Source organism: Roseovarius sp. M141, from assembly GCF_024355225.1.
Lineage (GTDB): Bacteria > Pseudomonadota > Alphaproteobacteria > Rhodobacterales > Rhodobacteraceae > Roseovarius.
This window is the reverse complement of record NZ_VCNH01000008.1, coordinates 591,571-612,527: the sequence shown is the minus strand read 5'-3', so window position 1 is coordinate 612,527 and position 20,957 is coordinate 591,571. Positions and strand designations below refer to the sequence as shown.

Genomic DNA, 20,957 nt, shown 5'->3' with positions numbered 1-20,957 from the left:
ATCACCAAGAAAAGCCCCGGGGGGGCGCTACGCCGCCTTCGGGCGACGTGACAGTTGCACTGTCAGGATGCCCGCCATTATGACCGCGACGCCGATCAGGTCGGTCGGGTGCAGTTTCTCGCCCAGGATGATGGCGGCGGTGGCGACGCCGAGAAAGGGATTCAGAAAGTGGAACGTGGCCGCGCGTGTCGCGCTGATCCTCTGGACCAGTCGGAACCAAAGGAGCGTGGCGGCAAGGCCGGGGATGAAGGTGGTCCATACGAAAGCGGCGACGAGCGTCCAGCTCCAGTCGATCACCAGTGTTTCGGTGCCGACCGCCACGACGCTGAGCACGCCGCCGCCGATCAGCATCTGAAGGCCGACGATCATCATGAAGTTACCGCCCGACGTTGCGCCCCGCACGCTGAGGGTGGCGATGGTCAGCGCGATGACGCCAATGATGCACAAGGTCAGGCCGAACGGATCGATACCGCCCGAAAAGCGGCTGCCCATGATCAGTGCCACCCCGGCGATTCCTGCCAGCAGTCCTGCTGCGGCCAGTGGCGACAGCCGTTCGCCAAAGAAGACCCACGAGGCCAGTGCAACCAGAAGTGGCATTGTCGAGGCGATAATGACGGCAAGCGATGCCTCGATCGTCTGCATCGCGACGAAATAGAGCCCGAGATATAGCGCGTTCTGGCAGATCCCCAGAATGATGCAGGCCCGCCATTGCGGCGCTGTCAGCCGCCATGTCTGGCCCAATGCCCGCGCAATCAGAACCCCCAGCAGACCCGAGATGAGAAAACGTATCGCCAGCGCGCTGACCGGCGGCGCCGAGGCCACGATGATGCGTGCGGATGTAAATGCGCTGGACCACATGAGCGAGAAGGTGACGCCCATTATTATGCTGCGTATGTCCATGACCGTCCCGTTTCTGTGGGCCCCGTTCCTGTGGGCCATGTGCAAAATGCGAAAGGGCCGCCTGTTAGGGCGACCCTTTCGGAAACTCGTTCCAGATGCAAGATCAGCCGTTAACGCTGTCCTTGAGCGCCTTGGCGATGGTCATCTTGACCACCTTGTCGGCGTCCTTCTTGATCTGCTCGCCTGTGGCGGGATTGCGTACCATACGCTCGGGACGCTCGCGGCAGTAGATCTTGCCGACGCCGGGAAGGGTGACGGCGCCGCCGCCGGACACTTCGCGCGTGATGACGTCGATGATCGCATCGAGCGCCGTTCCGGCTGATTTCTTATCGCTGCCCATTTCTTCTGCCAGAGCGGCGACGAGCTGGGTCTTGGTCATCGGTTTTGCCATCAGAGTGGTCTCCTTCTACTGCCCGCGTATGGGCCTCGGCCCAAGGTGTAACGCTATTTTGAAAGGCAATACAACGCAAACCGCGAACTTACCGGGTGTTTTTTGCGCAAAAATACGCCTGTCACAGGAAAGCGGTTTCATCGAAGGCGCGCAGCTTTCTGCTGTGGATCCGGTCCAGCGGCATTTGCGACAGTGTTTCCATGGCGCGAATGCCGATCATCAGATGGCGCGCGACCTGATCGTTGTAGAACGCCGAGGCCATGCCGGGCAGCTTCAGCTCGCCGTGCAGGGGTTTGTCGGACACGCAGAGCAAGGTGCCGTAAGGCACGCGGAACCGAAACCCGTTGGCGGCAATTGTTGCGCTTTCCATATCCAGCGCGATCGCGCGGCTTTGACTGAGGCGGTGCACCGGGCCGGATTGATCGCGCAACTCCCAGTTGCGGTTGTCGACGCTGGCGACGGTGCCGGTGCGCATGATGCGCTTCATCTCGAACCCGTCCATCTGTGCGATTTCCTCGACCGATTGCTCCAGCGCGATCTGGATTTCGGCCAGCGCCGGGATTGGCACCCATGTGGGCAGGTCTGCGTCCAGCACGCCATCCTCGCGCAGATAGGCATGGGCCAGCACGTAATCGCCCAGCCGTTGCGAATTGCGCAGCCCGGCGCAGTGCCCGACCATGATCCACGCGTGCGAGCGCAGCACGGCGATATGATCGGTCGCCGTCTTGGCGTTGGAGGGGCCGACGCCGATATTGACCAGGGTGATGCCGGACCCATCGGGCTTCTTCAGGTGATAGGTGGGCATCTGCGGTAGTCTCAGCGGTGTGTCCATCGGCTGATCCGCTGCCGTGATTTCGGCGTCGAAGGTCCCGACAAAGCTGGTGTAGCCGCTGCCGGGATCGGCCAGCGCGCGGCGGGCATATACCTCGAACTCGGTCACGTAGAACTGGTAATTGGTAAACAGAACATGGTTCTGGAAATGCTCAGGAGAGGTGGCCGTGTAATGCGCCAGCCGGGACAGCGAATAGTCGACCCGCTGCGCCGTGAACGGCGCCAATGGCGCCACAGTGCCCGGCGTGCGTTTGTACAGACCGTTGATGATATCATCGTTCGTGGTGTCCAGATCGGGTACGTCAAAAACATCGCGCAGGATAAAGCCAACCGCACCTTCGTGCGGGACGGTCATGTGTGCATCCTCGGCCACGGCAAAATGGATGGGTATCGGCGTGTCCGAGGCACTGATCTGGACCGGCACGCCATGGTTCTCGACCAGCAGGCCGATCTGATCGATCAGATAATTGCGAAACAGGCTGGGCCGCGTCACGGTGGTGGCGTGGGTGCCCGGCCCGGCCACATGCCCGAAGGCAAGTCGGCTGTCGATCTGCACGAAGCTGGACGTGGTCAGCCGGATTTCGGGATAAAACGCCCGTATGCGCTGCGTAGGGACTGGCCCTGCAATGGCTGCGGCGAATTTCTGGCGCAGGAAATCAACCGACATATCGTAAAGCGTGCACAGGTGATCGACGGCCGCCGCCGCGTCGGTAAATTCGCGCGTGCGCGGTATTTCTGGCGTCAGGGCCGTATCGTCATTGCCGGTCATCATCTGTCCTATTCAGGTTCAAGCATCACGGTTGCACGGGGGCCACCGGGGTTCAAGCGGTGCGGGCAACGCCCCCTTGCCAAGGCGATAGACCTGCCACATATCAGGAGTATGACACGGACGCTTCTTTCATTTGGCCACGGTTACTCGGCCCGCGCGCTGTCGGCGTTGCTGCACGCCGAAGGCGGCTGGCGTGTGATCGGCACGACGCGCAACGCAGGCAAGGCGCAGACGCTGAGGGAAGAGGGCGCAGAGCCGCTGATCTGGCCCGGCGCCGACATGCGCCCGGCTCTGGAGGCGGCGACGCATCTGCTGATTTCTGCCGGTCCGAGTGAGGGCGGTGATCCGGTGCTGGCCGCGCTGGGCGCGGACATCGCACGCATTGCGCCGCGCCTGAAATGGTGCGGCTACCTGTCGACCACCGGTGTTTACGGTGATCATCAGGGCGGCTGGGTGGACGAGACAACGCCGCTGCGCCCCAGCACCCGCCGCGGCCATCTGCGCAAGCAGGCCGAGGCGGCATGGCAGGCGATCCCCGGTTTGCCCCTGCATATCTTTCGCCTTGCCGGTATCTATGGCCCCGGTCGCGGCCCCTTTGCCAAGGTGCGCGCAGGCACCGCGCGGCGCATCATCAAGCCGGGTCAGGTGTTCAGCCGCACGCATGTTCAGGATATCGCGCAGGTGCTGGTCGCATCGATCCGGCAGCCCGATCCGGGCGCTGTTTACAATGTCTGTGATGATGATCCGGCGCCGCCGCAGGATGTGATCGGATTTGCCGCCGAACTGCTGGGTCTGCCGCTGCCCGAGGCGATCCCGTTCGACGAGGCCCAGATGACACCGATGGCGCGCAGCTTCTACGCGGAATCCAAGCGTGTGGCCAATGACAGGATCAAGCGCGACCTAGGCGTGACCTTGCGCTATCCCAGTTATCGCGATGGGCTGCGCGCCATGGCTGAAACCAGCTAGGCGGTTGTGCGCTCGTCAAGGCTTTCAATCTTCGTCCGGCCCTGATTTAACATTTCGGAACAAATCCGGAGCCTGACATGGTCGACATTGCCGCCCGCGTGCATAATCACAAGTGGAAGATCGACCCGATCGTGCGCTCTTTGATCGACACGGATTTTTACAAGTTGTTGATGTGTCAGTCTGTCTTTCGCAACCGCCCAGATACGCAGGTGACGTTCAGCCTGATCAACCGGGCCAAGCATATTCCGCTGGCCGATCTGGTGGACGAGGGCGAACTGCGCGAGCAATTGGATCACATCCGGTCCCTGTCGCTGTCGCGCGGCGAAAGCACGTGGATGCGCGGCAATATGTTTTACGGCAAGCGGCAGATGTTCAACCCGGCCTTCATGGACTGGTTCGACAAGCTGCGCCTGCCGCCCTACCACCTTGAGCGCGTCGGCGATCAGTACGAGCTGACGTTTCAAGGCAGCTGGCCCGAGGTGATGCTGTGGGAAATTCCCGCATTGGCCGTGCTGATGGAACTGCGCAGCCGCGCGGTCCTGAACAGGATGGAGAAGTTCGAGCTTCAGGTTCTCTATGCCCGCGCCATGACCAAGCTGTGGGAAAAGGTGGAAACGCTGCGCCAGGTGCCGGATCTGCGTATCGCCGATTTCGGGACTCGGCGGCGGCACAGCTTCCTGTGGCAGGATTGGTGCGTGCGCGCCATGCACGAGGGGCTGGGCGAAAAATTCGTCGGCACGTCGAACTGCCTGATCGCCAAGAACCGCGACCTCGAGGCGATCGGCACCAACGCGCATGAACTGCCGATGGTGTACGCCGCCCTTGCGCAGACGGACGCGGAGCTGGCCCGCGCGCCCTATGATGTGCTGAGCGACTGGCATGAAGAGCACGAAGGCAATCTGCGCATCATCCTGCCCGATACCTATGGCACCGAGGGGTTCCTGAAAAACGCTCCAGAATGGCTGACGCGCTGGACCGGCATCCGGGTCGATTCAGGCGACCCGGCGGCGGGGGCCGAAATGGCCATCGCATGGTGGAAGGCGCGTGGTGAAGACCCGTCGAAAAAACTGATCATCTTTTCCGACGGTCTGGACGAGGCAAAGATCATCGAGCTTCAGACGCAGTTTTCCGGTCGCGTCCGGGTGTCCTTTGGCTGGGGAACGCATCTGACGAACGATTTTCGCGGCCTCGTGCCGGGGGACGCACTGGCGCCGTTTTCGATGGTTTGCAAACCGGTCAGTGCCAATGACAGGCCCACCGTCAAATTGTCGGACAACCCGAAAAAGGCGATGGGCCCAGCCGATGAAATCGCCCGGTATAAACGGGTGTTCGAGGTGGGCGCGCAACAGGAATTTGACGTTCTGGTGTGATCCTTCGCCAATGGTGTCCGGTTTTCCAGCGGCGCCCGCGTCAGTGGCATCGTGCGCCGGTCTCTTTGTGCGCCTTCGCGCCTTTCACCTGTGGCCCCGCGCCGCTACTGTGCCCCTCTGGCGACATGAGGGGGCACGCGCGTGACCGAAATCATTCTGGTGCGACACGGACAGGCGAACAGCGGCGCCACGGACGAGGCCAGCTATGACCGGCTGTCCGATCTGGGCCACCGGCAAGCGGCATGGCTGGGCACGTGGCTGACCGATACAGAGCCGCATTTCGACCGCGTCATCACCGGCACCCTGACCCGCCAGCGCCAGACCGCCAGCGCAATGGGATACCCGAGCACGCAGCAGGATGTGCGCCTGAACGAGCTGACATATTTCAACCTCGCCCACGCGATGCAGGCGCAGCACGGCATCCCGGCCCCCGATACCGCGCAGGAATTCGCGCGCTATCTGCCTGATGTCATCACCCACTGGGCCGAGGACCGGCTGGTGGACGTGCCCGAAACCTTCGGCAGTTTTCGCGCGCGGATCGTCGCGCTGATGGGCGAGGCATGCGATGCCCATGGCCGGACCCTGATGGTGACGTCGGGCGGCGTGATCGGCATGGTCATGCAGCATGTTCTGGGGCTGGAAACGCGCGCGATGGCCAACATGATGCTGCGCATCCAGAACAGCTCGGTCCATCGGCTGCGCTATGTTCACGGCGCATTGATGCTGGACACATTCAACGCCACGCCGCACCTTGACGCGGCGGACCGGGCACATGCCCGGACATTCATCTGATCGGCAGGAGGTCCCAATGAAACTGCACTACGCGCCCGGCACCATATCCATCGCAGTCGCCATCGCCCTGCACGAGGGGGGGCTGAAGTTTGACGCCATCCCCGTCGATTTCAAGTTCAAGGCCCAGACGCAGCCCGCCTATCGCCAGATAAACCCCAAAGGGCGCGTGCCCGCACTGGAAACAGATGACGGCATCCTGACCGAAACAGGCGCGATCCTGGACTACATTGCCGCCATTGCCCCGGATGCGCGCCTGATGCCCGAGGGGCCGTTTCAGGCCGCACAGCTGCGCGGCGTGATGTATTATCTCGCCAGTACAATGCACGTGAACCACGCCCACCGGCTGCGCGGATCGCGCTGGGCCGATACTGCCACCGCCCAAGAGGACATGCGCGCCAAGGTGCCCGAAACGATGGCCGAATCCTGTATCTACATAGAACAGCACTGCCTTGCCGGGCCGTTCGTGACGGGCGATCGGATCACCGTGGCGGACGCTTATCTGTTCGTGGTCTGCTCATGGCTTGAGGGGGACGGGATTGACGTCGTGGCCTATCCGCGCATCGCCGCCTTCCGCGACGCGATGGAGGCCCGGCCGTCGGTTCAGGCCGTGCGCGCCGCCGGTATGCTGCGCTGATGGGGGGTGTCATGACACATATTTGGGTTCGCGCTGAACAGCGCCTGAACGAGGAACGGACGCCCCTGACACCGTCCGGCGCCGCCGCTCTGATGGCCGCTGGCATGCAGGTCACGGTCGAGCAAAGCGATCAGCGCGCCATTCCCATCCAGGATTATCGCGACGCCGGTTGCACCATCGCGCCGATGCATACCTGGCCCCATGCCCCGACGGATGCTATCATTCTCGGGCTCAAGGAACTGCTAGACGATGGCACGCCGCTACCGCACCGGCACATCATGTTCGGCCACGCGTTCAAGGGCCAGCACTCAGGCAAGGCGCTGCTGCGCCGGTTTGCTGCCGGTGGCGGCGCTCTATACGATCTGGAATATCTGCTGGACGAGGATGGGCGCCGCGTCGCCGCCTTTGGCTATTGGGCGGGATATGCCGGGGCGGCCGTCACGCTCAAGGCGTGGACAGCGCAGCAGGGCGGCGCTCTCTGCCCGGCCGTGGGTACATATGGCGGCAAGGATGCGCTGCTGTCCGATCTGGCCCGCGATCTGGAAGGCCTGCGCGCGCCCACGGCCATCATCATCGGCGCGCTTGGCCGTGTCGGAGCGGGCGCCGCGGATCTGTGCACCGACATGGGCCTGACCCCGACACTGTGGGATATCGAGCAGACGGCAAGTGGCGGACCTTTCCCCGAAATCCTCGCGCATGACATGTTCCTGAACTGTATCTTCGCGCGCCCCGGAACGCCGGTATTCGTGCCGCGCGCGGCGCTTGCCGCCGACCGCGCCCTGACGGTGATCGGCGACGTCGCCTGCGATCCCGACAGCGATTACAACCCGGTGCCGCTCTACGATGCCGCCACCACTTGGGCCGCGCCGGTGACCCGTGTGCATGACGCGCCAGCGATGGACGTCATGGCGATCGACAATCTGCCATCGCTGCTGCCGGTCGAATCCTCCCATGACTTTGCCGCGCAGCTGCTGCCATCCCTTTTGCAACTGGACCAGCTGAACACCGGCGTTTGGGGACGGGCGCGCAAGACCTTCGACGCCGCGATGTCCGAAATCTGAGCAGGCCGCCTCTGACGCTTTCATCGTTCTATAAATATTCATTTTCACTGGTTCGCCATGCCCCGCAAGACCGCCAAACAGTCCCGCCGTTCCAATCCAGTCAGCCGCCTCATTCCAATTGCGCGGCGCTGGGCGCTGTGGGCCGTCGTAACCGCGGCGACGTGTATCGCGCTGGCATCGCTGGCGCATCGGTTCGTGCCGCCCGGTCCGACCTACTACATGAAGCAGGAGGTCCGCCGACTGGGTGCCATTCGCTATCAGTGGACCCCGATGGACCAGATTGCCCCCGTCATGGCCCGCTCGGCCGTGGCTGCCGAGGATGCCAATTTCTGCGAGCACTGGGGCTTTGACATGAAGGCGATCCGGCAGGTTCTGGAAAAGGGCGCAGGGCGCGGCGCGTCCACGATCAGCCAGCAGACGGTCAAGAACGTCTACCTGTGGCAAGGTCGGTCATGGCTGCGCAAGGCGCTGGAGGCGGTGATGACCCCGGTTTCCGAGATGATATGGACCAAGCGCCGCATCGTCGAGATCTACCTGAATGTCGCTGAATTCGACGAGGGTGTGTTTGGCGTCGATGCGGCTGCGCGTCACTATTTCGGCGTCGCGCCGGCGGGTCTGTCGCCGCTTCAGGCGGCCCGGCTCGCCGCTGTCCTGCCCGACCCCAAGGACCGCTCGGCCAGCAAACCGTCGGCCTGGCTGCGTAAGCGGACCGCGTCGATCATGGACGGTGCGGCCACGATCCGCCGCGACGGGCGCGCCGCGTGTTTCGAGGATTGAAAACCACAGGCCGAACGGGCATTGAAGGACATCACCCCAACAAAGGTCTGCCGCGCCATGGCCAAGCTCTATCACGTTCCCCTGTCACCCTTCTGCCGCAAGGTGCGACTCAGCCTGGCTGAGAAGAAGATAGAATGCGAGCTGATCGAAGAACGCTATTGGGAGGCCCATCCCGATTTTCAACGCCGCAATCCGGCCCACAAGGTGCCGATTCTGCGCATTGACGGCCGGACCATGCCGGAAAGCGCTGCGATCTGCGAATATATCGAGGAAAAGCACCCCGAGCCGCCGCTGATGCCGCGCAGCGCCGAGGGCCGGTATGAGGTGCGTCGTCTGGTTGCGTGGTTCGACGACAAGTTTCATCACGAGGTGACGTCCAAGCTGCTCTATGAACGCGTCAACAAGAAGATAATGGGCGCTGGATTCCCCGATAGCGGCAATGTCAAATCGGGTGCGAAGGCGATCAAGTATCACCTCGATTATATGGCATGGTTGCTGGAACACCGTCGCTGGCTGGCTGGCGACGTCATGACGCTCGCTGATTTTGCCGCCGCCGCGCATCTCAGTTCGCTTGATTATATCTCGGATGTCGACTGGAACCGCAGCGATGTGGTCAAGGATTGGTACGCCAAGATCAAATCGCGCCCGGCGTTCCGCAGTATTCTGGCCGATCAGGTTTCCGGCTTCCCGCCACCCAAGCATTATTCAGACCTCGATTTTTGATGCTCATGTCGATTGGGTATTTTCACCAAGAAAAAACATGGACGCGCTAAAGCAGAAACTGGTCGCCCAGGCGCAGGCCGAAGGGTTTGATCTGGCGCGGATCTGCCGCCCGTGGGACGTGCCGCAGGTGCCGGACCGGTTGGAGACGTTCCTGCGAGAGGGTCGGCATGGCCAGATGGGGTGGCTGGCCGAGCGCAGCCATTGGCGCAGCGATCCCTCGGCGCTGTGGCCCGAGGCGCGATCCGTCATCATGCTGGGCGAAAGTTATACGCCGGAACATGATCCGCTGGCCGTGCTGAAGCGCCCGCGCGAGGGCGCCATCAGTGTCTATGCGCAGAACAAGGACTATCACGATCTGGTCAAGAAGCGTCTGAAGCGGTTGGCCCGGTGGCTGATCGCCGAGACGTCGGGCGCGACCGAAGTGAAGGTGTTCGTTGACACCGCGCCCGTCCCGGAAAAGCCTCTGGGCGCGGCTGCGGGTCTGGGATGGCAAGGCAAGCATACCAATCTGGTCAGCCGCGATCTGGGCAGCTGGTTCTTCATCGGGTCGATCTTTACCACCTTGGAGATCGACGTTGATGCAGGTGAAGTTGACCATTGCGGCAGCTGTCGTGCCTGTCTGGACATTTGCCCGACCGGCGCGTTTCCGGCGCCCTATCAGCTGGACGCGCGCCGCTGCATTTCCTACCTGACGATCGAGCATCACGGACCCGTTGCGCCGGAATTGCGCGCTCTTTTGGGCAACCGGATCTATGGCTGTGACGATTGTCTGGCCGTCTGTCCGTGGAACAAGTTCGCGCAGGAGGCGCGCGAGGTCCGGTATCACGCGCGCGCCGATCTGCTGGGCCCGCCTCTGGCAGAGTTGGCTGAGCTGGACGATACCAGCTTTCGCGCGAAATTCTCGGGCAGCCCGATCAAGCGGATCGGTATCGCGCGATTTTTGCGGAACGTTCTTTATGCCATCGGCAACTCGGGCGATGCCGGGTTGATCCCGGCGGCAGAGCGGCATTGCGATGCGGGTGATCCCACCGTTGCCGACGCAGCGCGCTGGGCCGTGCAGCGCCTGAAGAACGTCGAAAACAGGATGGATCGTTTTCAGGATCCGGCATAGTCGGAATAGGCGTCGAGTAGGGGAATGGCATGGCGATCTTGTTGGGTGTGGATACGGGCGGGACGTATACGGATGCTGTCCTGATAAGGGACGAGACCGAGGTCATTGCGAGCGCCAAGGCGCTGACCACACGCCATGATCTGGCCATCGGAATCGGTGAGGCGGTCGAAAATGTACTGGCGTCCAGCGGCGTCACGCCGGACCGGATTGCACTGGCATCTTTGTCGACCACCCTTGCCACCAACGCGCTGGTCGAGGGGCAGGGTGGCCGGGTCGGGCTGATCTATGTCGGTTTTCGCGAACAGGATCTGGAGGGGCACGGGCTTCGGGCTGCGCTGGGCGGTGATCCGGCCCTGATCCTGTCTGGCGGGCACAATCATGCCGGGCAGGCCGCCCGTCCGCTGGATAGCGAGGCGCTGAAGGCATGGCTGGCAGAGGATCGCGGTATTTCGGCCTATGCGGTGGCGGCGCAATTCGCCACGCGCAACCCCGAGCATGAGCTGGAGGTTGCCCGCATGGTCGCCGAGGTGACGGGGCGGCCGGTGTCCTGCTCTCACCACCTGTCGGCAAAGTTGAATGGGCCGAAGCGGGCGCTGACGGCGCTGTTGAACGCCCGTCTCATCGGAATGATTGCGCGTCTGATCCAGAAGGCCGAAGGCAAGTTGCAGGATCTGGGAATTGCCGCGCCTCTCATGGTGGTGCGCGGGGACGGTGCGCTGATTAGCGCCAAGCAGGCGCAGGAGCGACCGATCGAGACGATTCTCAGCGGACCTGCCGCGTCGATTGTGGGGGCGCGGTGGTTGACCGGCGCGGATACGGCTCTGGTGTCGGACATTGGCGGTACGACGACGGATGTTGCCGTGCTGCGCGGTGGCAAACCGATGATAGATCCGGCCGGCGCGCAGGTCGGTCCGTGGCGCACCATGGTCGAGGCGGTGGGCATGCGCACCACCGGTCTGGGCGGTGACAGTGAGGTGCATGTTCAGGGCGACGGTCTGGCAGGTCGTATCGCCTTGGGTCCGCGCCGGGTGCTGCCGGTCAGCCTGATCGCGCATGAGGCACCGGAAATCGTGCATCGCGCGTTGGATGCGCAACTGCGAAATACCGTGCCGGGCGAGTATGACGCCGTCTTTGTCAGGGCCGTGCCCGGCATCGAGGCAGGCGGTCTGGCCGGTCGGGAAGCAGCCCTGTTGCAGCGGATCGCCCAGAGCGACGTGCAGCCGGTCGGAAAGGTTCTGGAAACGCGCATGGAAGGTCAGGCCTTGCGTCGGCTGGTCGGGCGCGGACTGGTTCAGGTTTCTGGCGTGACGCCGTCGGATGCCAGTCATGTGCTGGGGGCTGTGACGACATGGGACGCCAGCGCCGCCGAGAAGGCGCTGTGCCTGCTGGCGCGGCGACGGACAGGATCGGGTAACACGCTGGCAGATGGTGCTGCGCACATGGCGCAAATGATCGTGGACCAACTGACGGATCAGACTGTTCTGGCCATATTGGAGACCGGTTTTGCCGAGGAGACCGCCCAGTTCGGTCTGCCCGCGGATCATCTGGCGCGGCATGTGCTGACACAGCGGGGGCTGGATGGGCACAAGGGGTTGATGCGGCTTGATATCGGGCTGAACGTGCCTGTCGTCGGTCTGGGCGCGTCGGCGGGCTGCTATTATCCGGCTGTCGGCGCCAGGCTGGGCTGCGAGATGATTCTGCCCGAACATGCCGGTGTGGCAAATGCCATCGGCGCGGTGGTGGGTCGGGTGACGATCCGGCGCAGTGGCACGGTGACGTCGCCCTCTGAAGGCCTGTACCGCGTCCATCTGGAGACCGGGCCGGTGGATTACCCCGAGGCCGTCAGTGCGCTGGAGGCTCTGCAATTCGCGCTGGAACAGGCGGCGCGTGCCGATGCCGTCGCCGCCGGGGCCGAGGATATCCATATCACGGCGACGCGCGATCTGCGCACGGCGCAGGCCGAGGCGCGTCAGGTATTTCTGGAAGGCGAGATTACAGTAGAGGCGTCTGGTAGGCCGCGCATTGCGATGTAACGCCCCCATGTAATCCGGCAGAAAGTACGCTATCCTACAGTATGAGACCCGCAGGTCGGGCAGGACAGAAAGGATTCGACATGAGTGCCTCACAGAATTTCGACACGGATATGGCCGACCGGCTGGATGGCTTGAAGGAGGATGGTCTGTACAAGGTCGAGCGCGTGATAACATCACCGCAGGCCGGGCGCGTATCGCTGAAGGGTGGCGCCGAGGTGATCAACCTGTGCGCCAACAACTATCTGGGGCTGGCGGACAATGCCGAGATTATCGGCGCCGCGCATGATGCGCTGGATCGCTACGGGTTCGGCATGGCATCTGTCCGTTTCATCTGCGGTACGCAGGAACAGCACAAGACGCTGGAAGCGCGCATTGCCAGTTTTCTTGGGACAGAGGACAGCATTCTCTATCCCAGCTGTTTCGATGCCAATACCGGTTTGTTCGAGACGATTTTAGGCCCCGAAGACGCGATTATCAGCGATGCGCTGAACCATGCCAGCATCATTGACGGGGTGCGCCTGTGCAAGGCGCAGCGCTATCGCTATGCCAACAGCGACATGGCGGATCTGGAGCGATGCCTTAAGGAATCGCAGGGCGCGCGTCACCGGCTGATTGCCACGGACGGCGTGTTTTCGATGGATGGCTATTACGCCAAACTGGATGAGATCTGCGATCTGGCGGACAAATATGACGCGCTGGTGATGGTCGATGATTGCCATGCCACCGGGTTTGTCGGCGCCACCGGGCGCGGCAGTATCGAGCATTGCGGCGTGATGGGCCGGGTCGACATCCTGACCGGCACGCTGGGCAAGGCGCTGGGCGGCGCATCGGGTGGCTATACCGCTGCATCGGCCAAGGTGGTGGATTGGCTGCGTCAACGCTCGCGGCCCTATCTGTTTTCCAACACGCTTGCGCCGGTGATCGCCGCGGCATCGCTGAAAATGTTCGATCTGATCGAGGATGGCGATGATCTGCGCGCGCAGCTTTGGGAAAACGCCACGTATTTCCGCACCCGGATGACCGATCTGGGGTTCGAGCTGCTGCCGGGCGAGCATGCGATCGTCCCGGTGATGCTGCGCGATCCGAAGCTGGCGCAGCAGATGGCGGCCAAGCTGGGCGAAAATGGGGTTTATGTGACGGCCTTCAGTTTTCCTGTCGTGCCGAAGGATCAGGACCGCATCCGCACACAGATGAGTGCGGGACTTACCCGCGAAATGCTGGATGAGGCGATCAGTGCTTTTGAAAAGGTCGGTCGCGAATTGGGAGTGATCTGATGGAAAACCGCATGAAGGCGCTGGTCAAGGCGCGCCCCGAGCCGGGCCTGTGGATGGAATACGTTCCGGTCCCCGAGCCGGGGCCGAATGATGTGCTGATCAAGGTTCGCAAATCCGCGATTTGCGGCACGGATGTGCATATCTGGAAATGGGATGAATTCAGCGCCAAGACGGTGCCGGTGCCGATGGTTGTCGGCCATGAATTCGTCGGCGAGATTGCCGATACCGGCGCGGCGGCGAGTAAATACAAGATCGGTCAGCGCGTGTCGGGCGAGGGGCATATCGTCTGCGGCACCTGCCGCAACTGCCGCGCCGGGCGCGGGCAGCTGTGTCGCAATACCAAGGGTGTCGGCGTGCACCGGCCCGGCAGCTTTGCCGAATATGTCTGCATCCCGGAAATGAACGTCGTGCCGATCCCCGAGAACGTTCCGGATGAAATCGCGGCGATTTTCGACCCGTTCGGCAATGCGGTGCATACCGCGCTGAGCTTTGACATGGTGGGCGAGGATGTGCTGGTCACGGGTGCCGGCCCCATCGGCATCATGGGTGCGCTGGTCGCGCAAAAGGTCGGCGCGCGCAAGGTGGCGATTACCGACATCAACCCCTACCGCCTGAATCTGGCGCGCGAGATGGGTGTTCAGCATGTCGTCGATGTTTCAAAGGAGCAGCTGAGTGACGTGATGGACCGGATCGGTATGACCGAGGGGTTCGATGTCGGGCTGGAAATGTCGGGTGCGCCGGCGGCGATGCAGCAGATGATTTCGCGGATGAACAATGGCGGCAAGATCGCGCTGCTGGGCATCGCGCCGACCGAATTTGCCGTCGACTGGAACGCCATCATCTTCAAGATGCTGCACGTCAAAGGCATCTACGGGCGCGAGATGTTCGAAACCTGGTACAAGATGATCGCGCTGGTGCAGAGCGGGCTGGACGTGTCGGGCCTGATCACGCACCGCATCGGGATCGACGATTTCGAGGCGGGCTTTGCCGCGATGATATCGGGTGATTCGGGCAAGGTGGTGATGGATTGGGTCTAAAGCGGCGTATGCGCCCGGCCCGGCGGCAGGGGTTTGGGTATTTAGCCCAGGAAAAAGCCGGGCCGGATCAAGCTGGGGTGAGCGGTGTGAAATAACGGTTGGATTTTGGCGCCGGGCGCCCATTTAACTCTGCAAGACGCTTTGACACAAGGAGCCTGCCATGACCCGCTACACCAAAGACCCCGACGCCATCGCGCGACTGACCCCCGAAGAATACCGCGTGACGCAGCAAAGCGGGACCGAGCGGCCCGGCACCGGTAAATACCTGGAAAACAAGGCGCCGGGGATCTATGTCGACATCGTTTCGGGGGAGCCGCTGTTCGCGTCGTCGGACAAATTCGAGAGTGGCTGTGGCTGGCCCAGCTTTACCAAGCCGATCGAGACGGCGCATGTGGCCGAGCTGCACGACGAGACGCTGGGCATGAGCCGGGTCGAAGTGCGCAGCGCGCATGGTGACAGTCACTTGGGCCACGTGTTTCCCGACGGGCCGCGCGACAGGGGTGGCCTGCGCTATTGCATCAACTCGGCATCGCTGCGCTTTGTGCCAAAGGCCGAGATGGAGGCCGAGGGCTATGGCGATTATCTGGATCAGGTGGAGGATTTAGGATGAGCGAAGAGCGCGGCGTTCTGGCGGGTGGCTGTTTCTGGGGAATGCAGGATCTGATTCGCAAGCGTGACGGGGTGCTGTCGACGCGCGTCGGGTACACCGGCGGGGATATACCCGACGCGACCTACCGCAACCACGGCACCCATGCCGAAGGGATCGAGATCACGTTTGATCCGGCCCGGATCACCTATCGCGAAATTCTGGAGCTGTTTTTCCAGATCCACGACCCCACCACGCTGAACCGGCAGGGCAATGACATGGGGGTAAGCTATCGGTCGGCCATCTATTACGTCGACGAGGCGCAGCGCGACGAGGCCTTGCGCACCATTCAGGATGTCGAAGCCAGCGGCAAATGGCCCGGCAAGGTGGTGACCGAGGTCGAGCCGGTAGGCGATTTCTGGGAGGCCGAGCCGGAGCATCAGGATTATCTGGAGCGCGTGCCCAACGGGTATACCTGCCATTTTCCACGCCCTGATTGGGTTTTGCCGCGAAGCTAGCCGGGTATCTGACCGGCCTTGACCTCGGTCAGGGCCGGGCGCAAGCATGGCGCAAAGGAGCCACGCCCATGCAGCCGGTCAAGGCGATTTCGCTGAAATTATGCGCGGTCGTTCTGTTCATTTTCATGTCTGCGCTGATCAAGGCGGCCTCGGATGAGGTGCCGCCGGGCGAGGCTGTATTTTTCCGGTCCTTCTTTGCGATCCCGATCACGGTTCTGTGGCTGATGATGCTGGGTCAACTGTCTACGGGTCTGCGCGTCAAATCCGTCTGGGGACATGTGCGGCGCGGCGTGGCCGGATCGCTCGCCGTGGGCCTGACTTTTGCCGGGCTCGGTCTGTTGCCGCTGCCCGAGGTTACGGCGCTCAGCTATACGTCATCGCTGCTTATCGTCATTTTTGCCGCATTTTTTCTGGGCGAGAGTGTCGGCCTTTTTCGCATCAGTGCGGTTTGCATCGGGCTGGCCGGCGTTCTGGTGATCCTCGCGCCCAAGCTGAGCGTGTTCAGCGGGGCGCCGGTCCACGGGACCGAAGTGATCGGCGCCGTCGTCGTGCTGACCGGTGCAACCTGCGCCGCCTTTGCGCAGATCACCATCCGCAAGCTGGTGCAGACCGAACATCCTGCTGCCATCGCCTTTTACTTCTCGGTGACCGCAACGGTTCTGTCATTGTTTACGGCGCCGTTTGGTTGGGTCTGGCCGGATGGATGGCTGGCGTTTCAGCTGGTGATGGCGGGTGTTCTGGGTGGCACGGCGCAGATATTTCTGACGGTGTCCTACCGTTACGGCGATGCCAGCGTCGTGGCGCCGTTTGACTATGCATCGATGCTGTTTGCACTGGGCATCGGGTATTTCGTCTTTGCCGAAGTGCCGACGGTTCCGATGCTGATCGGAGCGGCGATGATTTCCGCGGCCGGCATCGCGATTGTTCTGCGCGAGCATCATCTGGGGTTGAAGCGGGGCCGCGCGCGGGCAGTGCGTACGCCGGAAGGGTGACGAGCCGCTTCAGGCCCCCGTCGCCCACATGGCGGCATAAATCGGCGCAAACCATGCCCGCCGGAACCGGCCCAAAGGCCAGCGTTTCGGCGGGGTTTGCATGATCTTGGGGTAGGGATTGCGCGGCGCGCGGTCCTGTACCAGATCGGCCAGAAGGGCGCCCGCATAGGTGCCCATCGCCACGCCGTTGCCGTGGTATGACATCGCGGTGAACGCGCCTTGCATGGTATCGATCGGCCCGGCAAAGGGTGTCAGATCGCGCGCGATGCTGAGCAGGCCGTGCCAGCTGTGTGGCGTTTCGACATGGCGCCACGCGGGAAACATCGCCTCGAAATGCTGGCGGATATTGCGATGCATGCGGGTGTCGGCCCATGGCGCGCTGAACAGCCCGCCGCGCATGCCGAACAGCATCCGGTTGTTTGGCATCAACCGGAAATAATGCAGAAAAAACCGGTCATCATAGCAAGCCTGCATTGTGGTCCAGCCTTGCGCCGACAGCTCGGCCTCGGTCATCTCGCGCGTCACCAGCACGTTGGATTGCGTGGGCAGATAGCGCGCCTTCATCCAGTTCGGCACATCGTCCGAGCTATAGCCGTTCGTCGCCACGATCAGGCGCCGGGCCTGTATCCGCGCCTCTGGCGTGGTCAGGGTAAAGCTGCCACTCTGTTCGATCCGTCCCACCGGGCTGTGTGCCCGGATGCGGACCCCGGCAGCAATGGCAGCGGTGGCAAGGCCCTGAATATATTTCATTGGATTCAGGCCAAAGCCGATGGGCGTGGTCAGCGCGCCGTGAAAGGGACCGTTCATGCCGTTTTGCGCCAGCGCGGCCTTTGGGATCAGGGTAGGGGTGACGCCATAGTCGCGCTCCACCTCGGCGGCGTGTGTCTTCAGACCCTGATACGCGGCCTCGGTGTGGGCCATCACCGTTTCGCCGTTTGAATGACGGTCAACCTGCATGGCGTGACGGCTGATCAGCCCCTCGGTCAGATCGACGGCGTGGCGTTCAGCCCTGCGGAATTCGCGGCGCGCATTCTCGCCAAACTGGCGCGCCAGCGCTTTGTCAGACGCGGCCGATCCGCCAAGGCAGCAAAATCCGCCATTGCGCCCCGATGCGCCCCAGCCGACGTCCCTAGCCTCCAGCACGATCACATCGGCGCCACTTTCGGCCAGATGCAGCGCCGCCGACAGCCCGGTAAAGCCTGCGCCGATGATCGCCACGTCCGCCGACAGCGTGCCGTGCGCGGGCGAGTTTACCGCAGACTCCACCGTCGTCGGCCAGTAGCATTTTACGCGCGGCGCCTCGCCATAGGCGTGGGCCGGGTAGATCCGCCTCACGTATCCGCCGCGCGCTCGTCTGCCTGCCGCCTCAGGCTGCTGCGCTTGCTGATCAGGGAGGCGGTGATGACGCCGATCGTGACCACCGCGATCATCAGCGTCGAAAGCGCGTTGATCTCGGGGCTGAGGCCAAGGCGGATCGACGACCAGATCTTGATCGGGAGCGTGGTCGAGGACGGGCCGGCGGTAAAGCTCGCGATCACCAGATCATCAAGGCTGAGCGTGAAGGCCAGAAGCCAGCCCGAAATGACAGCGGGCGCGATGATCGGCAGGGTGACAAGGAAAAACGCCTGCATTTGCGAGCAGCCGAGGTCCAGCGCCGCCTCCTCCAGTGACTGATCGAAACTGACCAGCCGCGACGACACCACGACCGATACGAAGCACATCGAAAACGTGGTATGCGCCAGCACGATGGTCAGAACGCCCCGGTCGATGTTCAGGCCGATGAACAGCAGCAGCAGCGACAGGCCGGTGATGACTTCGGGCATGACGAGCGGGGCATAGATCATGCCGGAAAACAGCGTGCGCCCCGAAAACCGGCCCGACCGGACCAGCACCAGCGCCGCCATCGTGCCCAGTACCGTGGCGATGGACGAGGACATGACCGCGACCTTGATCGTGACCCATGCTGCGTCCAGGAACGACTGGTTGCCCAGCAATTCACCATACCATTTGGTGGAGAATCCGGCCCAGACCGTAACCAGCTTGCTTTCGTTGAAGCTGTAGATGATCAGGATCACCATCGGCAGGTAGAGGAACGCGAACCCCAGCGTGAGGGATGTGGCGTTGAACCATGTGACGCGTCTCATCCTTCGGCCTCCCTTTGTTTCTGTTCGTTTCGCTGGAACAGGATGATGGGAATGATCAGCAGCAGCAGCAGGATCACCGCCACGGCGCTGGCCACCGGCCAATCACGGTTGTTAAAGAATTCCTCCCAGAGAACCTTGCCGATCATCAGGGTTTGCGATCCGCCCAGAAGCGACGGAATGACAAATTCGCCGATGGTGGGGATGAACACCAGAAAGCAACCCGCGATGATGCCGTTCTTCGACAGCGGGAATGTTACCAGCCAGAAGGCGGTGATGCGGCTGCATCCCAGATCCTCGGCGGCCTCCAGCAGCGATCCGTCCATCCGCTCCAGCGCGGAATAGATCGGCAGGATCATGAAGGGCAGGTAGGTGTAGACGATGCCGATATAGACCGCGACGTTGGTGTTCAGGATCGTCAGCGGCGACGAGATGACGCCAAGGCTGAGCAATAGCTGGTTCAGGTAACCCTCGTTTGACAGGATACCGATCCACGAATAGACCCGGATCAGAAAGCTGGTCCAGAACGGCAGGATCACCAGCATCATCAGCGTCGGGCGCCAGTGATCGGGTGCGGCGGCCATGCCGTAGGCGATGGGATAGGCGACCAGCAGGGTCAGGAATGTCGCGACAATCGCGATCTGGAGCGACGAAAGATAGGCCTTCCAATACAGATCATCCGTCGCGAGAAACTGGAAATTCTCGAAGTCGAGATTGGCAAAGAAGTCCCTGATTCCCGCCCATCCCCCGGACAGGTCCAGCGTGGGCGTGTAGGGCGGAATGGCCATCGCAATATCACTGAGGCTGATTTTCAGCACGATCAGGAAGGGCACCAGAAACAGGGCCAGCAGCCACAGATAGGGAACAGCGATCAGGATAACGCGGCGCATCGGATCAGCCCTCCAACAGCACGGCGGCAGTGTCGGTCCAGCTCAGCCAGACGGTATCCTCCCAGGTGAAGCTGCGGCGCGACAGGCGGCGGGTGTTGGCGGTCTGCGCCTTGACGATCTGCCCTGTCGCCAGCTTGACGTGGTAGGTCGACAGGTTCCCAAGATAGGCGATGTCCAGGATGGTGCCCTGTAGCGCGTTGCGCGTGTCGGGTTTTTCCGCCGTGATCGCCACCTTTTCGGGGCGGATCGCCAGGTGGCACGATTGCCCGGTCTGAAATGCCTTGCTCGACTCGGCATGCAATGTCGGCTGCCCTTCGGCAAAGGCGATGTCATAGCCATTGCCGCTGGCGGTGGCGCGCCCTTGGATGATGGTGACGTCGCCGATGAAATCGGCCACGTAGACCGAGCTTGGCCGCTCGTAGATGTTGGCGGGCGTGTCGGCCTGCATGATCTTGCCGTCATCCATCACGGCGACGCGGGTGGCGACGGTCATCGCCTCTTCCTGATCGTGGGTGACGATGACGAATGTCGTGCCGGTCTTTTCCTGAATATCCACCAGCTCGAACTGGGTGTCCTGCCGCAGCTTGGCGTCCAGCGCGCCCAAGGGCTCGTCCAGCAGCAGCAGCTTGGGCGCCTTGGCGAGGGACCGGGCAAGCGCGACGCGCTGGCGCTGTCCGCCGGATATCTGATGCGGCTTGCGCTTGGCGAATTTTTCCAGTCGGGTCAGTTTCAGCATTTGCGCGACGCGGTCGGCAATCTCGTCCTTGGGCTTCTTGTCGCGCTTGAGGCCAAAGGCGATGTTGTCCCAGATCGTCAGATGCGGAAACAGCGCGTAGGACTGGAACATCATGTTAACCGCCCGCTTGTTCGGTGGGATCGGCGCCATGTCCTGACCCGCCAGAAGGATCGTGCCCTCTGTCGGTTTTTCAAACCCGGCAAGCATGCGCATCATCGTCGTCTTGCCGCAGCCCGAGGGGCCGAGCAGGGCAAAGAATTCGCGCTCGTAAATGTCGAATGTCTGATTGTCGATGGCGGTAAAATCGCCGAAACGTTTTGTGACGTTCTTGAACTGAATCAGCGGTTTGGCCTGTGGGTCGTTCCACGGCTCGAAAGCGGTCTGGCTCATCTTGACTCCGGTCTGGAGGGGCAAAATGGCCCGCA

21 protein-coding genes are annotated in these 20,957 nt (G+C 62.4%); 14 read left to right on the top strand and 7 right to left on the bottom strand.

From position 1 onward, the window contains the following. Positions 1-27: 27 nt before the first annotated feature. The 3 genes from FGD77_RS07115 to FGD77_RS07105 form a co-directional block, all read right to left on the bottom strand. Positions 28-900 (bottom strand): DMT family transporter, encoded by an 873-nt coding sequence (locus FGD77_RS07115; RefSeq protein WP_255007885.1) that lies wholly within the window; start codon positions 898-900, stop codon positions 28-30. 103 nt (positions 901-1,003) lie between these two features. After that, positions 1,004-1,291 (bottom strand): HU family DNA-binding protein, encoded by a 288-nt coding sequence (locus tag FGD77_RS07110; RefSeq protein ID WP_255007882.1) that lies wholly within the window; start codon positions 1,289-1,291, stop codon positions 1,004-1,006. Positions 1,292-1,412: 121 nt separating this feature from the next. Beyond that, positions 1,413-2,891, bottom strand: a complete 1,479-nt coding sequence (locus FGD77_RS07105; RefSeq protein WP_255007879.1) for an AMP nucleosidase — start codon at positions 2,889-2,891, stop codon at positions 1,413-1,415. A 111-nt stretch (positions 2,892-3,002) separates the two neighbouring features. Between FGD77_RS07105 and FGD77_RS07100 the strand changes: the two genes are divergently transcribed. From FGD77_RS07100 to FGD77_RS07035, 14 genes are all read left to right on the top strand, one after another. Continuing rightward, on the top strand, positions 3,003-3,857 hold the full coding sequence (locus FGD77_RS07100; RefSeq protein WP_255007877.1) for an SDR family oxidoreductase: 855 nt from the start codon (positions 3,003-3,005) through the stop codon (positions 3,855-3,857). A gap of 77 nt (positions 3,858-3,934) precedes the next feature. Further along, positions 3,935-5,227 (top strand): nicotinate phosphoribosyltransferase, encoded by a 1,293-nt coding sequence (pncB, locus tag FGD77_RS07095; protein WP_255007875.1) that lies wholly within the window; start codon positions 3,935-3,937, stop codon positions 5,225-5,227. A 141-nt stretch (positions 5,228-5,368) separates the two neighbouring features. Beyond that, the gene (locus tag FGD77_RS07090) at positions 5,369-6,019 is read left to right on the top strand and encodes a histidine phosphatase family protein (protein ID WP_255007873.1); all 651 of its coding nucleotides are present in this window, start codon (positions 5,369-5,371) and stop codon (positions 6,017-6,019) included. A 16-nt stretch (positions 6,020-6,035) separates the two neighbouring features. Then, positions 6,036-6,653, top strand: a complete 618-nt coding sequence (locus FGD77_RS07085; RefSeq protein WP_255007871.1) for a glutathione S-transferase family protein — start codon at positions 6,036-6,038, stop codon at positions 6,651-6,653. 11 nt (positions 6,654-6,664) lie between these two features. Beyond that, a complete protein-coding gene (locus FGD77_RS07080) occupies positions 6,665-7,714 on the top strand; it encodes a saccharopine dehydrogenase (RefSeq protein ID WP_255007868.1) in 1,050 nt (349 codons plus the stop codon). 57 nt (positions 7,715-7,771) lie between these two features. After that, the gene (mtgA, locus tag FGD77_RS07075) at positions 7,772-8,491 is read left to right on the top strand and encodes a monofunctional biosynthetic peptidoglycan transglycosylase (RefSeq protein ID WP_255007866.1); all 720 of its coding nucleotides are present in this window, start codon (positions 7,772-7,774) and stop codon (positions 8,489-8,491) included. Between the two features lie 57 nt (positions 8,492-8,548). Continuing rightward, the gene (locus FGD77_RS07070; RefSeq protein ID WP_255007863.1) at positions 8,549-9,214 is read left to right on the top strand and encodes a glutathione S-transferase family protein; all 666 of its coding nucleotides are present in this window, start codon (positions 8,549-8,551) and stop codon (positions 9,212-9,214) included. A gap of 37 nt (positions 9,215-9,251) precedes the next feature. Then, positions 9,252-10,325: a tRNA epoxyqueuosine(34) reductase QueG gene (gene queG / locus FGD77_RS07065; protein ID WP_255007861.1), complete on the top strand. Its 1,074-nt coding sequence runs from the start codon at positions 9,252-9,254 to the stop codon at positions 10,323-10,325. A gap of 29 nt (positions 10,326-10,354) precedes the next feature. Beyond that, positions 10,355-12,358 carry a hydantoinase/oxoprolinase family protein gene (locus FGD77_RS07060; RefSeq protein WP_255007859.1) on the top strand — a complete coding sequence of 668 codons (2,004 nt, stop codon included), beginning with the start codon at positions 10,355-10,357 and terminating at the stop codon, positions 12,356-12,358. A gap of 80 nt (positions 12,359-12,438) precedes the next feature. Next, positions 12,439-13,632 (top strand): glycine C-acetyltransferase, encoded by a 1,194-nt coding sequence (locus tag FGD77_RS07055; protein ID WP_255007856.1) that lies wholly within the window; start codon positions 12,439-12,441, stop codon positions 13,630-13,632. An 11-nt stretch (positions 13,633-13,643) separates the two neighbouring features. Further along, complete coding sequence (tdh, locus tag FGD77_RS07050) at positions 13,644-14,669, top strand: L-threonine 3-dehydrogenase (RefSeq protein WP_255014126.1); 1,026 nt, start codon at positions 13,644-13,646, stop codon at positions 14,667-14,669. A 160-nt stretch (positions 14,670-14,829) separates the two neighbouring features. Then, positions 14,830-15,279, top strand: a complete 450-nt coding sequence (gene msrB / locus FGD77_RS07045) for a peptide-methionine (R)-S-oxide reductase MsrB (protein ID WP_255007847.1) — start codon at positions 14,830-14,832, stop codon at positions 15,277-15,279. Then, the gene (msrA, locus tag FGD77_RS07040) at positions 15,276-15,773 is read left to right on the top strand and encodes a peptide-methionine (S)-S-oxide reductase MsrA (protein WP_255007843.1); all 498 of its coding nucleotides are present in this window, start codon (positions 15,276-15,278) and stop codon (positions 15,771-15,773) included. Before msrB ends, msrA begins: the two co-directional genes overlap by 4 nt. Before the next feature lie 68 nt (positions 15,774-15,841). Beyond that, positions 15,842-16,765 carry a DMT family transporter gene (locus FGD77_RS07035; protein ID WP_255007839.1) on the top strand — a complete coding sequence of 308 codons (924 nt, stop codon included), beginning with the start codon at positions 15,842-15,844 and terminating at the stop codon, positions 16,763-16,765. A gap of 9 nt (positions 16,766-16,774) precedes the next feature. On the opposite strand, the gene FGD77_RS07030 is transcribed toward FGD77_RS07035, so the two are convergent. Genes FGD77_RS07030 through FGD77_RS07015 form a run of 4 tightly spaced genes read right to left on the bottom strand, consistent with a single transcriptional unit; the run spans position 16,775 to position 20,922 of the window. Continuing rightward, positions 16,775-18,100 carry an FAD-dependent oxidoreductase gene (locus tag FGD77_RS07030; RefSeq protein ID WP_255007836.1) on the bottom strand — a complete coding sequence of 442 codons (1,326 nt, stop codon included), beginning with the start codon at positions 18,098-18,100 and terminating at the stop codon, positions 16,775-16,777. Then, on the bottom strand, positions 18,097-18,909 hold the full coding sequence (locus FGD77_RS07025) for an ABC transporter permease (protein WP_255007834.1): 813 nt from the start codon (positions 18,907-18,909) through the stop codon (positions 18,097-18,099). The genes FGD77_RS07030 and FGD77_RS07025 overlap by 4 nt, the downstream gene beginning before the upstream one ends. Beyond that, entirely contained in the window at positions 18,906-19,796 is an 891-nt protein-coding gene (locus FGD77_RS07020) for an ABC transporter permease subunit (RefSeq protein ID WP_255007832.1), read from the bottom strand. The genes FGD77_RS07025 and FGD77_RS07020 overlap by 4 nt, the downstream gene beginning before the upstream one ends. A 4-nt stretch (positions 19,797-19,800) precedes the next feature. Continuing rightward, positions 19,801-20,922: an ABC transporter ATP-binding protein gene (locus FGD77_RS07015; RefSeq protein ID WP_255007829.1), complete on the bottom strand. Its 1,122-nt coding sequence runs from the start codon at positions 20,920-20,922 to the stop codon at positions 19,801-19,803. Between the last annotated feature and the right edge of the window lie 35 nt (positions 20,923-20,957).

What these genes read in the sequence shown, in the direction of transcription:
- FGD77_RS07070 (WP_255007863.1), top strand. Translation starts at nt 8,549, where the DNA reads ATGGCCAAGCTCTATCACGTTCCCCTGTCACCCTTCTGCCGCAAGGTG.
- FGD77_RS07085 (WP_255007871.1), top strand. Translation starts at nt 6,036, where the DNA reads ATGAAACTGCACTACGCGCCCGGCACCATATCCATCGCAGTCGCCATC.
- tdh (WP_255014126.1), top strand. Translation starts at nt 13,644, where the DNA reads ATGAAGGCGCTGGTCAAGGCGCGCCCCGAGCCGGGCCTGTGGATGGAA.
- FGD77_RS07035 (WP_255007839.1), top strand. Translation starts at nt 15,842, where the DNA reads ATGCAGCCGGTCAAGGCGATTTCGCTGAAATTATGCGCGGTCGTTCTG.
- FGD77_RS07110 (WP_255007882.1), bottom strand. Translation starts at nt 1,291, where the DNA reads ATGGCAAAACCGATGACCAAGACCCAGCTCGTCGCCGCTCTGGCAGAA.
- FGD77_RS07080 (WP_255007868.1), top strand. Translation starts at nt 6,665, where the DNA reads ATGACACATATTTGGGTTCGCGCTGAACAGCGCCTGAACGAGGAACGG.
- mtgA (WP_255007866.1), top strand. Translation starts at nt 7,772, where the DNA reads ATGCCCCGCAAGACCGCCAAACAGTCCCGCCGTTCCAATCCAGTCAGC.
- FGD77_RS07105 (WP_255007879.1), bottom strand. Translation starts at nt 2,891, where the DNA reads ATGACCGGCAATGACGATACGGCCCTGACGCCAGAAATACCGCGCACG.
- FGD77_RS07100 (WP_255007877.1), top strand. Translation starts at nt 3,003, where the DNA reads ATGACACGGACGCTTCTTTCATTTGGCCACGGTTACTCGGCCCGCGCG.
- msrA (WP_255007843.1), top strand. Translation starts at nt 15,276, where the DNA reads ATGAGCGAAGAGCGCGGCGTTCTGGCGGGTGGCTGTTTCTGGGGAATG.
- FGD77_RS07055 (WP_255007856.1), top strand. Translation starts at nt 12,439, where the DNA reads ATGAGTGCCTCACAGAATTTCGACACGGATATGGCCGACCGGCTGGAT.
- FGD77_RS07025 (WP_255007834.1), bottom strand. Translation starts at nt 18,909, where the DNA reads ATGAGACGCGTCACATGGTTCAACGCCACATCCCTCACGCTGGGGTTC.
- FGD77_RS07115 (WP_255007885.1), bottom strand. Translation starts at nt 900, where the DNA reads ATGGACATACGCAGCATAATAATGGGCGTCACCTTCTCGCTCATGTGG.
- msrB (WP_255007847.1), top strand. Translation starts at nt 14,830, where the DNA reads ATGACCCGCTACACCAAAGACCCCGACGCCATCGCGCGACTGACCCCC.
- pncB (WP_255007875.1), top strand. Translation starts at nt 3,935, where the DNA reads ATGGTCGACATTGCCGCCCGCGTGCATAATCACAAGTGGAAGATCGAC.
- FGD77_RS07015 (WP_255007829.1), bottom strand. Translation starts at nt 20,922, where the DNA reads ATGAGCCAGACCGCTTTCGAGCCGTGGAACGACCCACAGGCCAAACCG.
- queG (WP_255007861.1), top strand. Translation starts at nt 9,252, where the DNA reads ATGGACGCGCTAAAGCAGAAACTGGTCGCCCAGGCGCAGGCCGAAGGG.
- FGD77_RS07060 (WP_255007859.1), top strand. Translation starts at nt 10,355, where the DNA reads ATGGCGATCTTGTTGGGTGTGGATACGGGCGGGACGTATACGGATGCT.
- FGD77_RS07020 (WP_255007832.1), bottom strand. Translation starts at nt 19,796, where the DNA reads ATGCGCCGCGTTATCCTGATCGCTGTTCCCTATCTGTGGCTGCTGGCC.